Raw genomic sequence first — 13,200 nt, forward strand, 5'->3', positions numbered from 1 at the left:
CAAGGCGGACCTCAGCAGGCCGCGTACCAGTCGTCGGGAAAGGGCAGGAGGGGCCAGGCGCCCTCGTTGTCATTGGCAGCGTTGGGCGTCGCGTTGAAGCTCCACGAGCGGGGCACGTATTTCTCCACCGGCACAGGCGCGAAATCCTCAAACACCATGGCGTCCCGGACAGCATCCAGCAGCAAATTGAATTCGGCTTCGCTCATCACACCCTCGCAGAACGCGGACGGCGCAATGTCGCAAAGCCGATTTGTTTCCGTATTGACCCGATCGTTCGCATTTTAACGATGCGGCGATCGGGACCCGAATGGTTAGCGATTCCTGAAAATCCCCGGGGCAACCCTATGTGCCGCCGCCGCGCGGCGGGTGTGAAGGAGATCACGTCCCTGGCGGTTTATTTCTCGTAACCCCTTTGCACCGTGCCGGCCAATGCAGGCCGGAGCGGGCAGTGCAGAGCGGGAGACCGGTCATGAAGGCGAGGTTCTTGCGGTTTGCGGGCGTGAAGAGCCGGGCGCGGAGCGCCTCGACGGTCGGGCTGTTCCTGACGCTGTTTGCCTCCGCGGCCCATGCACAGGGAACGGCAGAGCAGCGGCGGGCCTGTACGCCCGATGTCTACCGGCTCTGCGCCGGCGAGATCCCCAACGTCCGCGCCATCACCGCCTGCCTGCGTCGCAACCGCGCCAACCTCAGCGAGGCCTGCCGATCCGTATTCGACCAGGCGGGTGGCTGAACGGCCCGCCTGTGGGTTTGTGCGCAGCAAGTGTCTCGCAGAGGCTCGCGAATCGGTCACAGGCACCCTGTGGATATGCTGTGGATTTGCTGCGGATGCCGGACGTGAATGCTTCGTACCGTCGTCGCATCTTGGTCGGCGATCGTCATATCTCCGTCAAATGAGCTCACCGAAATAATTGCGCGATCTGGCAGATCGCTGCTGCGGCCGGAGCTCCGCGCAACGGCGCGTCGAGAGAATGACGGCTTACCGAACACCCACAGCATTCGTCTCAAATTTCAACCGAAGCGTGCATCAAATCTTGATCGGCCGTCCGCTAGGGATGATCGGCAGCCTTGAACGCAGGCCCTCGTCGCCGCGACTAACCTACAGAGTGTATGGGAATCAGCAGAACGTGATCGAGTTTCCTCTTCCGAAAGCACCAAAATGGTGCTTTAGTGCTTTCTATGAGCCCATCTCGCAAAAACGCGCCGTCCGCGCTGCGTTACCGGCTTGCCCCTGACCCGGCCGCCAAGGCCGCCATCGAGGCGACATTCCAGGCTTATGACCGCATGATGGAAGTCCTCGATGAGGTGGCGCGGACCCACAATGTGGGTTCCAATGTGGTCCTGCTCCATGCCCATGCCTATGAGCCGATCCGCAAACAGACGGCGCTGCCTTCGCGGCTGGTGACGTTGGGGCTCCGCGACCGCGCGGAGTATCGCGCCGCGCAAGGGCGCCGCCTGCCGCTCGACGACAAGCTCGCCAAGATCAAGGGGCCCGCCACCATTTCGATTGCGACCGTGCAAGGGCGCTTCAGCGTGCCCTTCGACTACGCCGGCTATGCCGAGGGCTGGGGGCAGAGCGTGCCGGCGCGCCTCATCCGCACCGACGACGGTTTCGAAGTTCACTACGGCGTCACGCCGAACAGCCTGCCAGAGGAGGAGAACGCCATGGATAACATCGCTGCCGCTCCCGACAATTTCCTGTCCCGAGTCGGGCGCCTGATTGCCGGGATCGCGTACGATGCGATCGAGCAGGCGGAAGGCAAGAACAAGCTGAAGGTGGTCGGCCAGGCCATCCGCGAAATCGAGCGCGCCGAGACCGAAGCGCGCGATGCGCTCGCCGCTGCGCGGGCCGAGGAATATCGCCTCAACGCGCGCCGCAGCGAGATCGAGCGGGCGATGACCGATCTGACCGCCAAGATCGAGGCCGCGATCGCAGACGGGCGCGATGATCTCGCCCGCGCCGGCATCGCGCGGCAAATGGACCTGGAGGCGCAGTTCGAGGTGCTCTCTCGCGCCATCGACGAGAACAACGAGAAGATCGAGCAATGCGTCACATCGCTCCGCGCGGTGCTGTCGGCGCTCCAGGATGCCGAGCAGCGCCGGGCCGATCTGGAAAAGAGCGAGGCACAGGCCAGCCCACAGACATCGACGTCGTCGCGGAAATCCGGCGGCACCTCCGCTGCCGCGAAGGCGCTGCGGGCGGGCAGGGCAGTGGCACGGGCCACCGGCGTGCCGCCGGGAATTCCTTATTCGAGCGACATCGACGAGCTGAGCACGCTCCATCGCGACAAGGAAATTGCAGCGAGGCTGGCCCGGTTGAAGTCGGGCTCCTGAGTGCGGTGTCATGAGCGCTTTGCTCGAACACGTCATGGCGCCTGAAGTCAGGCCGTTCGCGATCGCGGCGGCTATGATCATCATCGTCGGCTCGGTCGAGGTGATCTCGATGCTGGTCGGGGCCTCCTTGAGCGAGATGCTGGGCACCAACATCGATTTTGCTCATCCCAGCGACAACGGCGTGCTCAACGCTATTTCATGGATCAATGTCGGCGGCGTGCCGCTCCTGATCTTCCTCTTGCTGCTGCTCGGCGCCTTCTCCATCACCGGCTTCCTGATCCAGGACCTCGCGCGGATGGTGGCGGGTCCCTTGCCGGCGGCGGTCGCCTCGATCGGGGCAGTCGCCGCATCGGTTCCACTGGTCCGCGTTTCCAGCCGTGCCATCGCGCGGATCATTCCCAAGGACGAAAGCTACGTCGTCGGCCTCGGCGATCTCGTCGGCCGCATCGGCGAGGTCGTCGTCGGCCCGCTCGACCAGGGGCCGCCCGGCCGCGTCAGTGTCGCCGACGTCCACGGCAACCGCCATTTCGTCTCGGCGGTCGCGGCGCCGCAATCGGGACCTTTGCCCCAGGGAACCATGGTTCTCCTGGTCGACCGCGACGGCACGCGCTTCGTCGCGGTGAAGGCCGACGATGAACTCAAGCCGTCGAAGCCCACTCTAAGCAATTAGCAAGTCCCACAGCGGAGAAAGTCATGTTCGACATCGCAGTCCCGGCCGTGATCGGCGTCGCGCTGATCGTCGTCCTGGGGATCGTCTTCACCATCCTCTACAAGCGCGCCACCCGCGACGAGGCCTTCGTGCGCACCGGGCTCGGTGGCAAGAAGGTCGTGCTCGACGGCGGCGCCATGATCCTTCCGATCTTCCACTCCTGTGCCAGCGTCAACCTGAAGACGTTGCGCCTCACCGTCGAGCGCAAGGAGCGGGAATCCCTCATCACCAAGGATCGCCTGCGCGTCGACATCGTCGCCGAGTTCTATGTGCGTGTCCGTCCCGACGAGGAGAGCATCGCGCTCGCGAGCCAGACGCTGGGTGCATTGACCAACGATGCCGAGGCGCTGCGCAACCAGGTCGAGGCGAAATTCGTCGACGGCCTGCGCTCGGTCGCCGCGACCATGAGTATCCTGGAGCTCCAGGAGAAGCGCTCGGACTTCGTCAAGCACGTGCAGTCCACGGTCGAGTCTGACGTGAAGTCGAACGGGCTCGAGCTGGAATCGGTGTCGCTGACCAAGCTCGACCAGACCGACGTCAAATTCTTCAACCCGGAGAATTTCTTCGACGCCGAAGGTCTCACCCAATTGAAAACCGTCACCGAAACCCGGCGGCGCGATCGAAACGCCATCGTTCGCGACAATGAGGTGGCGATCGCGCAAAAGGATCTCGAAGCCCGGCAGCAGACCCTCGGGATCGAGCGGACCAAGAAGGAAGCCGAGCTGTCGCAGGAGCGCGACATCGCCAACAAGACGGCGAGCACCCGCGCCGAGGTCGCGACCGCGACGCAGACAGCGCGTCTGACCGAGGAGAACGCTCGCATCGACACCGATCGCGCGGTTGCCGAGAAGGAGGCGGGTGCCAAGCAGGTCAAGGAAACCGCGGTGATCGAGTCGGAGCTGGCAATCAACAAGCGCAAGACCGACGCCCAGCGCGAGATCCAGATCGCGACGCAGGAGAACGAGATCCAGATCGCGGCGAAGAGCAAGGAGACGTCGGAAGCCGTCGCCGAAGCCAAGACCGCCGAGGCGCTGGCCGTCTCCGCGGAGGAAAAGGTCGTCACCGCGCGCGCCATCGAGGTCGCCGATCGTGCCCGCCTGACCCAGGTGCTGGCCGCACGCACCGAGGCCGAACGGAAATCGACCGAGCTGATCGTCGCCGCCGAGGCCGAGAAGAAGGCCTCGCTCGATCGCGCCGAAGCCGTCAAGACGCTGGCCACCGCCGAAGCTGAATCCAACAAGATCAAGGCGGTCGGCGTCCGCAACATCGGCGAGGCGGAAGCCGCCGTCATCACCATGAAGAACGAGGCGCAGAACAAGCTCGGCAGCAACGTCATCGATTTCGAGATCGCCAAGAAGCGGATCGAGACCATGCCGTCCGCGCTGGCGGAGATGGTGAAGCCGATCGCGAACCTCAAGGATGTCCGCATCCTGCACACCGGCGGCGCGTTCGGCGGCAATGGTGCGAGTGGAGGCAATGTCGGCTTCGGCGAAGGTCTGGCCGGCGAGCTGCTCAAGGTTCACGCGCTGCGTCCGATGATCGACGAGATCCTGCGCCAGAGCGGCTTTGCGCCGGGCGACGATCCGGTCAAGGCGCTGGTCGGTGCCGTGACGGGCAAGAGCAATGGCGCGGCCGTACCGGTGCCGGTACCGGAGAAAACAAACTCTGCCGATCTATGAATGCCGGTTCATTGCTGCTGAGAATTCGAAACGATAAACAGGTTGGGCGCGTCTCGCGTCGCGCAGCCGTCCCGGAGTGCAGATTGATCGTTTCTTGAACATGGCGATCGCGCTCCGGACGTGTCTCCAGGCAACGCATTTCCCTGCCGCGGCGCCCGCGCCGATCCATGCCGGTCGCCGAGGCCTGTTTTGATCGGAGGATTTTCAGATGAAGCATTTTCTGTCCGGATTGATCGCGATCGCCCTTTCGATCGCCGCCACGCCGTCACTTGCGACCGATGCCCGCAACGTCACCGTCGTCAACGAGACCGGCTATGCCATCAAGTTTCTGGGTTTCAACGCGCCGGATGACGGGCTGGACGAATGGGAGAACGAGCTCGACAAGGTGTTGCAGAACCAGGCCAGCACTTATGTCGAGTTCGACGACGACGATGAAGGCTGCGTCTGGAACATCCGGGTCGACTGGAAGAACTATGACGAGTCGGTGCTGTGGAAGAACGTCAATCTCTGCAAGCTCACCGCGCTCCGCTTGCGCTACGACCCCGGCACCAAGACCACCTCGTTCCTGGCGGAATAATCCTTGCCCGGTCCCGGCCGGAGGTGCGGCCGTTCCAGGTCCCTCCGAGCGCGTTGCGGATGATGACGAATTCGTCCTTTGCAAGCGCAAGCGGCTTTGTTATACGCAGCCGCGCGCGAACGAACGGTTCGCCCTTTCCTCGGTAGCTCAGCGGTAGAGCATCCGACTGTTAATCGGATGGTCGCTGGTTCGAATCCAGCCCGGGGAGCCATCAGGCTGTTTCGTAAGCCTCTCCAAACACTCCAAAATCAAACAAGACATGTGGATAAGCCCTTGAAATTTCAGGGCTTTTGATGTTCTGTTATGTTCTAAGGCTTCCATCGGCGCCCGCCCTCGTCCGGAGCCGTTGGGGGTATGGAAGGGGGGGTAGGGGCCTTGCACCCCCAAATTCACCCCCTCAGATACCCCCAAATTCCAGCCACGGGGGTTTGAATGAAATTCCGGAAGGCGCTCTCTGATCGGGCCGTTCTAAGCGCCAAGGCCGAATCGAAGGACATAAAGCTGGCCGATGGCGGCGGCCTATTCCATCTGATCACGACCAAAGGGGCCACGTAGAGGATCGATGTTGGCTCTTGCTGGTCTCGCGGCCGAACTCGACAAGCTCGGTCATCGCAACGAGCAAGGTGCGATCCTCCCCGATCAGCGGTGGCGTCCCTGATCGGCGTGAAATACGCCCCAGAATGATGTATTCCGAGGCGATCCTCGCCCGCTGGAACCCACCAGCCGACCTTCCGTGCAAGCTGAGGCGTCCAGCTAAGGCCGCCACCAAGCGAGGCTGACGTGACTTGCGAGCTTGATCTGGATCAAGCCTCCGCGGTGGGCCGCCCCGCTAGCTGCTCAGCAGCGGTCCGTCGGCCTGGAGGCAACGACCCTTGAAAACGCTTCGCCAGCTTCTGTCCGCGGAGGACATTGTCCAACTCGTGATCCGGCTAGGCTTGCTCGGGCTGCTGATCTTCTGGACATTTGTCGTCCTCCGGCCGTTCGTGCCGATCCTGAGCTGGAGCGCCGTGCTGGCCGTGGCGTTTCATCCCGTCTTCGCCTGGCTCGCCCAACGCCTCGGTGGCCGTCCCCGGACAGCCTCAGCCGTTCTCACCCTGATCACGCTGGGCATCGTCATCGGTCCCGCCGCCTGGCTCGGCCTCAGTGCAGTCGAAGGAATCCGGGACCTTGCGGGCCAGATCGGCAGTGGCGATCTCGCGCTCCAGGCCGCACCGGAGCAGATCAGGAGCTGGCCGTTGATCGGTCCTCAGCTCTACGCGATCTGGAACGAGGCCTACACGAACATCCGTGCGGCGCTGCGCGAAGTGGCGCCGTACTTGAAACCGCTCGCCGGAGTGATGCTGTCGTTTGCCGGTGACACCGGAATTGGCATGCTCCAATTCCTGCTGTCGGTGATCGTCGCGGGCTTTCTGCTCCCGCACGGCGCGCAGCTCGTCGCCGCGCTGCGCGGCTTCCTGTTGCGCGTCGTGCCCGGCCGGAGCGAGCACTTTCTCGAACTCGCCGGCGCAACCATACGCGCCGTCGCGCAGGGCATTATCGGCGTCGCCATCCTTCAGGCCTTGCTGGCGGGCATCGGCTTCAAGCTCGCAGAGATCCCAAGCGCGGGACTGCTCGCGGTCGTCGTGCTCTTGCTGTCGATTGTCCAAATCGGCGCCGGCCCCGTTCTTTTCCCCGTGCTGGTCTGGATATGGGTGGACAAGGACGTGACCGTCGCCCTGCTCTTGACTGTCTATCTGGTCGTCGTCGGTCTGCTCGACAACGTGCTGAAGCCGCTCCTCATGGGGCGGGGCCTGACGACGCCGACGCTGGTCATCCTGATCGGGGTCATTGGTGGTACGCTCGCGCATGGAATCATCGGACTGTTCATTGGGCCGATCATCCTGTCGGTGGCCTGGGAGCTCGCGACCGCATGGACAGGAATCGACCGCGCTGCGTCAGCGCGGGTCGATCAGGAAACCGTTGTCGCAAAGGAAACGATCGAGGCACGGTTGGCCTAGGCTGAAATGAGGTGTGGTTCACCCCGATGATGCTCCAATTCCTTGTCGGCACGCTCGTCAGCGTGATCAATATCGGAATACACGCGCTCGTGACGGTGGTCGCCGTCACCGTCGCCCGCAGTGCCGTCCCGCGCCATACCAAGCGGCCGCGATTGCACCTCATGAGCGTCATGATCACGATCGTCGTCGTGTTGAAGATCGCCCACATGATCGAAATTCTGGTGTGGGCGGCGACCTATCATGTCGTCCAGGCCGCCGCCGACGCAGACATGCTCTACTTTGCCTTCGTCAACTACACCACGCTTGGCTACGGCGACATCACGCCGGTGCGCGAATGGCGCCTGCTCGGTCCGCTGACCGCCATGAACGGTGTTCTGCTGTTCGGCTGGTCCGCCGCCATTCTGTTCGAAGTCTTGCTCAAGACGCTCGACCATCTCGGCCTCACCGAAAAACCCGGCGCGGACCTGCCACGCACCTGATGCTGTCGCCTCGGTCAACCGCGACCATTGCGGATCGTGAACCGGCCTTTCGCCGGCTCAGGGCTGCAGATCGAGGCTTGCGAGCTGGTGCCGGTCGAGCAGCATGATCTGGCGTTGGGTGTTGCCGATGAAGCCGAGCACGCCGAGCTCATGCAGCCGCGACAAAGCCCGCGAGACGGTCTCCAGCGTCAGGCCGAGATAGTCGGCGATATCGCGGCGTGACATCGGAAGCGCCATGACGCCTGCAGCCGTCAGGCGCTTGTCCATTTCGAGCAGGAACGCGGCGACACGCTCCAGGGAGGTCTTGCGGCCGAGAAGCAGCATGTGGTCTTCAGCATGCTGGAGGTTATTCGTGGTCATGCTGAGCAGGTTTCTGGCTACCATGGCATCGCTCTCGGCTACGATTTCCAGGCTTTGGCGTTTGATCAGTCGCACCGTGGTATCGACGATGGCTTCCGTCGTGAAGCGGTGCTCGCTGCCGTTCTCGAGCCCGAAGATGTCGCCGACGAGGTGAAATGCGCCGATCTGCCTGCGACCGTCCGACAGCAACTTGTAGCTTCGTACCGCGCCGGACTTGACCTGATAGACATACTCGGCCGGCTCCTTCTCGCCGTAGATCTCGGAGCCTTTCCGGTAGGAAAATTCGCTTAAATTGACCAGTGCATTTGAATGACTTGCCATACCGAGGTCGCGGAGAGTATTGGGTCGCAGCGTGGAATCCGTCGTGATGCGAACGAACATAGGCCAACTCCTCAGCTTTTCCGCCGAATTGGTCTGTCAGACGAAATACGTTGCCGGAAATGCGCCGCGCAATCCCACTCCCGCCGAAGTTGATTTTCGGCCAGCGAAGTATTGTTATCCATTGTCCCAAGGTTCATTGTACCAAAGGACAGCACGGACGATTGCTGCGCTGGATGAGAAGCCCTCTGCGCAGGGTAGCTGCGACGAATTGCGAAGCAGATATTTCGACTTTCAGACGTGAGGATCGCTTTGAACAATAAGAAGGACGTCGAGCGTCCTCATTGAGTTGGGCGAGAGGTAGAAGTTGCCAGGCCTTGTTCACGTTGTTGACGACGACGCGTCCTTTCGGACCGCGATCGAGCGCCGGCTGAAGCTCGCGGGGTACGAGGTGGCGACATATGCTTCCGCACTGGAGCTGCTGGACTCGCTGTCGGATGACGAGCGGGCCGGGTGTATCCTGCTCGACGTCCGGATCCCTGGCCTGAGCGGCCCGGACCTGCAGGCCCGGCTGGCCGCGTCCGGTTCGATGTTACCCATCATCTTCCTGACTGGTCATGCCGACACGCCAACGACCGTACGTGCAATCAAGGCCGGTGCGGAAGACTTCCTGACCAAACCAGTTTCGTCCGAGCAACTGCTCGATGCCATCGAGCGGGCGCTGGCCAGTCAGCGGACGGCGCGGGCCCAGGCCAGCAGGCTTGATACGCTTCGTCGTCATCTGGCCGCGCTGACCCAGCGCGAGCGACAGGTGTTTGATCTGATCGTGCGCGGCCGGATCAACAAGCAGATCGCGCATGAGCTGGGGACCACCGAGCGCACCGTGAAAGCACACCGCCATCAAGTGATGGAGAAGATGCAGGTTCGCTCGCTGGCGGAGCTCGTTTCGATCGCAGAGCGTCTCGGAATGCTCAATCCCGACGAACGCTGACGGCTTCGGAACGGCGTAAAGTTCCCTCGATGCGCCTGTCCCAAAGGACAATGCCGAGGCGTGTTGACAGTGCGCGACAAGCTGTGTGCAAGATGCACACATAACCGCGTCAGAATGCAGAGCCTTCGCAATCCAATATCCCAACGGCGTCTTCCAGAAAGGCAAATCGCCTTGCCCCTGCGCGAATCCGTCTTTGTCGTAGATGACGATCTGTCCATGCGGACCAGCATGGACCGGCTTCTGCGGGGACACGGCTTCGCAACGACTCTGTTCGACTCTGATAGCGCCTTGCTCGATCATGGCAGGCTCCATACGGCGATCTGCATCATCCTCGACATCAATCTGGGTGTGAGGTCCGGCATCGAGGTGCGGCGAAGTTTGGCCGGGAATGGCATCGCAGCGCCGGTGATCTATGTCACCGGCAATGACAGCCCGGCGAACCGCGCCGCAGCGATTGCTTCAGGCTGCATCGCCTATCTCATCAAACCGTTTGCGGCTCAGTCCTTGATCGAGTCCGTCGAGCGCGCCCTCGTCTCGTAGCTCCGCCTCGGCCGTCATTCGTCGACATATTGTTCGAGCGTCCTGGTCGGCGCCCCCTTGTGGGCGGAAGCAAATTGCGCGAGCGGAATCGAGGTCGTCACGGCAAGAAGATTTGAATCGACGAGTTCGAGCAGAAGCGTCTGACCGTTTTCCATTTCATCAATGATTTTCGGCGCCACGACGTCCGCCGCGACGCATAGATTGGTGAGACACCAGGTATAGGGAACGCGAAACGCGGCGCCATGATCGACGGCCAATTTCGGTGATTGTTGCAGGTACATCCCGACGGGCACGAACAGCTGCAGGCGGGCTGTGGGCGCGTCCTCCCGCTCGATCAGATCGATGCGCACGGCGGTCTGCCCGGTCGCGAAGCGCCCAGTGATCGAGGTTCGGCAGAGGGTGGGCGCACCGCCAGCCCTGAAGCACAGTTTTTGCCAGCTGCCATAGCTGATGTCGTTGGCGTCACGCTGGCCGCGTGTTGCGACCTCGGCGGGCTTTTCGGATTGCGCTGCCATGGGTGAGGCGACGCTCGAGATCGTGGCGGCCCCGATTGCTGCAACCATCAGGAGGCCAGAGAGACAATCAAGAGCACGGGCCATCGCTGCAACTCCGAAATCCGGACTCAGTTCTGCGCATCTAGAAACCTGGCGACCAACGGCGACCAGAGCGGGACCGCATCCGGCGAACCGAGGAAGAAATGTCCCTCGGTGCCGAACGGTGGCATCAGGTGATATTCGGCCCGGCCGCCGGCGGCGAGGAAGGCCGTGTGCATGCGCTTTGACAAGTCGGGACCGAAAAACGTGTCGTTCCCGATGTAGATCCACAGCATCGGCACGCGCGATGTGCGGCCGAAATCGGCGGTGGCCTCGACCAGCCGGTCGGGTGCGCAATTGTTGTTCGGCTTGCCGCCGACCCGTCCGCCGCGCCCCCCGGCAAAGACAATGATGGCCTTCACCTGCGGCGGGTTCACGCTCGACAGGGCGATCGCGCCCCAGCCGCCGGCGGACTGCCCGACGACGATCACGTCCTTCGGGATGATCCGCTTCTCGGTGGCCAGGTAGTCAATGATCCAGAGATCGACCTGGGCGATCGCGAGGCCCGCATCACGGAAATTGGGATTGGTGCACCTTCCGATTTTCGAGAAGAACGGGCCGAACAGCCCGCGTTCGGGGATGTCGATCGCTTGCGCGCCATAGCCGCTGCCCACCGGCGCCACCACAAGATAGCCGCGCTTCGCAAACCATTTGGCGGCGTCGCGAAATTCGACCAGCGGGAAAAGGCTGCGCTCGGTCGCGTCGAGCGAGACGCCGTGATTCATGATAACGAGCGGAAACGGACCGTCGCCGACTGGGCGCACCAGATAGGCGAACATCGGCAGCGGCAGAGGCAGCGCCCAGATTTCCTCCTGGATGCGGACCTCGTCCCCGGCGCGCGTGGGCGATGCGGCCATGATGAGGGCGAGGAAGGTGATCGCGAGAGAATGGAGCAAGGTAGGTCCGCGTCGCATCTGGGCCCCCTCAACCTGCGTAGGTTGCGGCCACGACGATCGGGCCGAGCACCGTGAGGACGACATTGCCGACAGCGTAGGGGACGGCAACGCCGAGCACCGGCGTCTGGCTCTCCGCAACGTCGCAGGCGCCGGTGACGGCGGCATCGACCGTCATCGCGCCGGCGAGCGCGCCGCAGGTCACGACCGGGTTCATGCGCAGCAGATGGTAAGCAGCCAGCGTTCCGACCGTCATCGGAACCAGCGTGACCACGATGCCCATGCCGACCAGCAACAGACCGTGGGCCTGGATCGCCGACCAGGCGGCAAGGCCGTTGCCGAGTCCGATCGCCGCGATGAAGCCGCCGAGGCCGATGTCGCTCAGGGTCTGCTGCGCGGCCGGCGGCATTGCGCCGATGCCGGGCCGGCGCGTCCGCAGCCAGCCGCAGACGAGCCCGGCGATCAGCGCACCGCCGCCACCGCCCAGCGTCAATGCGACAGTGCCGACTTTGAAGCTGGCAAGGCCGGCGAGAAGACCCACTGCAATGCCGGCGGCAAGATAGGCGATGTCGGTTCGATCGCCGGTATTCAGGGGGTGTCCCACTTGCGCCGCTGCACGCGCGATATTGCTGGTGCTGCCGACCAGCGTCATGACGTCGCCGAGATAGACCCGCGTGTCGGGACCGAGAGGCACTTCCCGCCCCATGCGCGTGAGCGCACGCAGGAATACGCCGCGCGCATCGGATCCAAGTCGGTCAACGATCTCGCGAAGTGAGCGGCCGTGCAACTTACGGTTTTCAACGAGCACCTCGATCACATTGCCAGGCAGGTTGCGCAGCAGCTCGCCTGCGTCGATCTCGGCGCCGATTATCGGCTTGGCCGCAACGATCGCGGCGGTCGGTCCGGCAATGACAATGTCGTCGCCCGACTCCAGCACGGTGTCCTGCTGCGGCTTGATGTCGGCCCCGCCGCGCACGATCCGCTCCACGACCGTGCGGCTGCCGATCTCCGCCTCGATCGCGCCGATGGTGCGACCTGCGCCGGCTGACACGCGATAGGCGCGGGCCTGGAATTTGCGATAGGACAGGTTTTCCGTCTTTGGCGGCGCACCGCCGGCGAGCTCCGCCTCGAGCTTTTTGGCCTCCGTCTTGAGATCGATCCGCATCAGCCGCGGCGCCACGAACGGCACGAACAGGAGCGTCAGGATGTAGCCGAGCACGTAGGTCACGGCATAGCCCGCCGCGATGTTGGCTTCCTGCTGCTTCAGCACGTCGCTCGGCAGGCCGAGCTGCTGTAGCGCGCCGGATGCGGTGCCGATCACCGAGGATTGCGTCAGCGCCCCGGCGGTCAGTCCTGCCGCTGTCCCCGTGTCCAATGTGAAGACACGAGCGAAGATGAGCACCAGGACGAGCCCGGTGGCTCCGATCACCAGCGCGAGCACGACCTGTGCCAAAGTCCGCACGCTCAGCGAGGCGAAGAATTCCGGTCCAGAACGGTAGCCGATCGTGAAAACGAACAGGCTGAACAGGATCGCCCTGAGGATCGGCGGGAACGTGAAGCTCCCGAGCTGTCCGATCAGCACGGCGACGATCAGGATGCAGGCGGTAGTTCCGATCGAGAAGCCGCGAATCCTGATGCGGCCGAGGATGGTGCCGATCGCGATCGCGAGCAGCAGGAAAATTTCCGGTGCGGTGGCGATGATCCACCTGACGGTTTCCATGGCATTTCCCCGG

At 63.2% G+C, this 13,200-nt stretch carries 14 protein-coding genes and 1 tRNA gene; 10 read left to right on the forward strand and 5 right to left on the reverse strand.

All coding sequences use genetic code 11. The features are described 5' to 3' along the window. Nucleotides 1–11: 11 nt before the first annotated feature. On the reverse strand, nucleotides 12–206 hold the full coding sequence (locus ACM43_RS19405) for a hypothetical protein (protein ID WP_271542156.1): 195 nt from the start codon (nucleotides 204–206) through the stop codon (nucleotides 12–14). Between the two features lie 263 nt (nucleotides 207–469). On the opposite strand from ACM43_RS19405, the gene ACM43_RS19410 reads away from it, so the two are divergent. The 8 genes from ACM43_RS19410 (at nucleotide 470) to ACM43_RS19445 (ending at nucleotide 7,772) form a co-directional block, all read left to right on the forward strand. Further along, complete coding sequence (locus tag ACM43_RS19410; protein ID WP_271542157.1) at nucleotides 470–730, forward strand: hypothetical protein; 261 nt, start codon at nucleotides 470–472, stop codon at nucleotides 728–730. Nucleotides 731–1,167: 437 nt separating this feature from the next. Further along, complete coding sequence (locus ACM43_RS19415) at nucleotides 1,168–2,331, forward strand: PspA/IM30 family protein (protein WP_271542158.1); 1,164 nt, start codon at nucleotides 1,168–1,170, stop codon at nucleotides 2,329–2,331. Nucleotides 2,332–2,341: 10 nt separating this feature from the next. After that, nucleotides 2,342–3,001, forward strand: coding sequence for an OB-fold-containig protein (locus tag ACM43_RS19420; protein ID WP_157284307.1), 660 nt, complete (start codon nucleotides 2,342–2,344; stop codon nucleotides 2,999–3,001). Between the two features lie 23 nt (nucleotides 3,002–3,024). Further along, nucleotides 3,025–4,719, forward strand: coding sequence for a flotillin family protein (locus ACM43_RS19425; protein ID WP_157284309.1), 1,695 nt, complete (start codon nucleotides 3,025–3,027; stop codon nucleotides 4,717–4,719). Between the two features lie 208 nt (nucleotides 4,720–4,927). Further along, entirely contained in the window at nucleotides 4,928–5,296 is a 369-nt protein-coding gene (locus ACM43_RS19430; RefSeq protein WP_271542159.1) for a hypothetical protein, read from the forward strand. A 136-nt stretch (nucleotides 5,297–5,432) separates the two neighbouring features. Further along, nucleotides 5,433–5,507 (forward strand) — tRNA-Asn (locus ACM43_RS19435). A 724-nt stretch (nucleotides 5,508–6,231) separates the two neighbouring features. Beyond that, the gene (locus ACM43_RS19440) at nucleotides 6,232–7,293 is read left to right on the forward strand and encodes an AI-2E family transporter (RefSeq protein WP_404541182.1); all 1,062 of its coding nucleotides are present in this window, start codon (nucleotides 6,232–6,234) and stop codon (nucleotides 7,291–7,293) included. Between the two features lie 26 nt (nucleotides 7,294–7,319). Further along, nucleotides 7,320–7,772: a potassium channel family protein gene (locus ACM43_RS19445; protein ID WP_271542161.1), complete on the forward strand. Its 453-nt coding sequence runs from the start codon at nucleotides 7,320–7,322 to the stop codon at nucleotides 7,770–7,772. A gap of 57 nt (nucleotides 7,773–7,829) precedes the next feature. On the opposite strand, the gene ACM43_RS19450 is transcribed toward ACM43_RS19445, so the two are convergent. Then, a complete protein-coding gene (locus ACM43_RS19450; protein WP_271542162.1) occupies nucleotides 7,830–8,513 on the reverse strand; it encodes a helix-turn-helix domain-containing protein in 684 nt (227 codons plus the stop codon). 304 nt (nucleotides 8,514–8,817) lie between these two features. On the opposite strand from ACM43_RS19450, the gene ACM43_RS19455 reads away from it, so the two are divergent. Both ACM43_RS19455 and ACM43_RS19460 read left to right on the forward strand, forming a co-directional pair. After that, on the forward strand, nucleotides 8,818–9,441 hold the full coding sequence (locus ACM43_RS19455) for a response regulator transcription factor (RefSeq protein WP_271542163.1): 624 nt from the start codon (nucleotides 8,818–8,820) through the stop codon (nucleotides 9,439–9,441). Between the two features lie 69 nt (nucleotides 9,442–9,510). Further along, nucleotides 9,511–9,981, forward strand: coding sequence for a response regulator (locus ACM43_RS19460; protein ID WP_333919451.1), 471 nt, complete (start codon nucleotides 9,511–9,513; stop codon nucleotides 9,979–9,981). 14 nt (nucleotides 9,982–9,995) lie between these two features. Here ACM43_RS19460 and ACM43_RS19465 read toward each other — a convergent pair whose 3' ends face one another. Genes ACM43_RS19465 through ACM43_RS19475 form a run of 3 tightly spaced genes read right to left on the reverse strand, consistent with a single transcriptional unit; the run spans nucleotide 9,996 to nucleotide 13,187 of the window. Further along, complete coding sequence (locus ACM43_RS19465; RefSeq protein ID WP_271542164.1) at nucleotides 9,996–10,580, reverse strand: invasion associated locus B family protein; 585 nt, start codon at nucleotides 10,578–10,580, stop codon at nucleotides 9,996–9,998. A gap of 23 nt (nucleotides 10,581–10,603) precedes the next feature. Beyond that, on the reverse strand, nucleotides 10,604–11,488 hold the full coding sequence (locus ACM43_RS19470; protein ID WP_442869324.1) for an alpha/beta hydrolase family protein: 885 nt from the start codon (nucleotides 11,486–11,488) through the stop codon (nucleotides 10,604–10,606). Nucleotides 11,489–11,498: 10 nt separating this feature from the next. Continuing rightward, nucleotides 11,499–13,187 carry an aspartate:alanine exchanger family transporter gene (locus ACM43_RS19475; RefSeq protein WP_271542165.1) on the reverse strand — a complete coding sequence of 563 codons (1,689 nt, stop codon included), beginning with the start codon at nucleotides 13,185–13,187 and terminating at the stop codon, nucleotides 11,499–11,501. Between the last annotated feature and the right edge of the window lie 13 nt (nucleotides 13,188–13,200).

This window comes from Bradyrhizobium sp. CCBAU 45321 (assembly GCF_028128975.1).
GTDB classification, from domain to species: domain Bacteria; phylum Pseudomonadota; class Alphaproteobacteria; order Rhizobiales; family Xanthobacteraceae; genus Bradyrhizobium; species Bradyrhizobium yuanmingense.

Bases quoted from the DNA above. Each gene is read 5' to 3' on its own strand.
- ACM43_RS19405 (WP_271542156.1), bottom strand. From the start codon at position 206: ATGAGCGAAGCCGAATTCAATTTGCTGCTGGATGCTGTCCGGGACGCC.
- ACM43_RS19410 (WP_271542157.1), top strand. From the start codon at position 470: ATGAAGGCGAGGTTCTTGCGGTTTGCGGGCGTGAAGAGCCGGGCGCGG.
- ACM43_RS19420 (WP_157284307.1), top strand. From the start codon at position 2,342: ATGAGCGCTTTGCTCGAACACGTCATGGCGCCTGAAGTCAGGCCGTTC.
- ACM43_RS19425 (WP_157284309.1), top strand. From the start codon at position 3,025: ATGTTCGACATCGCAGTCCCGGCCGTGATCGGCGTCGCGCTGATCGTC.
- ACM43_RS19430 (WP_271542159.1), top strand. From the start codon at position 4,928: ATGAAGCATTTTCTGTCCGGATTGATCGCGATCGCCCTTTCGATCGCC.
- ACM43_RS19445 (WP_271542161.1), top strand. From the start codon at position 7,320: ATGATGCTCCAATTCCTTGTCGGCACGCTCGTCAGCGTGATCAATATC.
- ACM43_RS19450 (WP_271542162.1), bottom strand. From the start codon at position 8,513: ATGTTCGTTCGCATCACGACGGATTCCACGCTGCGACCCAATACTCTC.
- ACM43_RS19465 (WP_271542164.1), bottom strand. From the start codon at position 10,580: ATGGCCCGTGCTCTTGATTGTCTCTCTGGCCTCCTGATGGTTGCAGCA.
- ACM43_RS19470 (WP_442869324.1), bottom strand. From the start codon at position 11,488: ATGCGACGCGGACCTACCTTGCTCCATTCTCTCGCGATCACCTTCCTC.
- ACM43_RS19475 (WP_271542165.1), bottom strand. From the start codon at position 13,187: ATGGAAACCGTCAGGTGGATCATCGCCACCGCACCGGAAATTTTCCTG.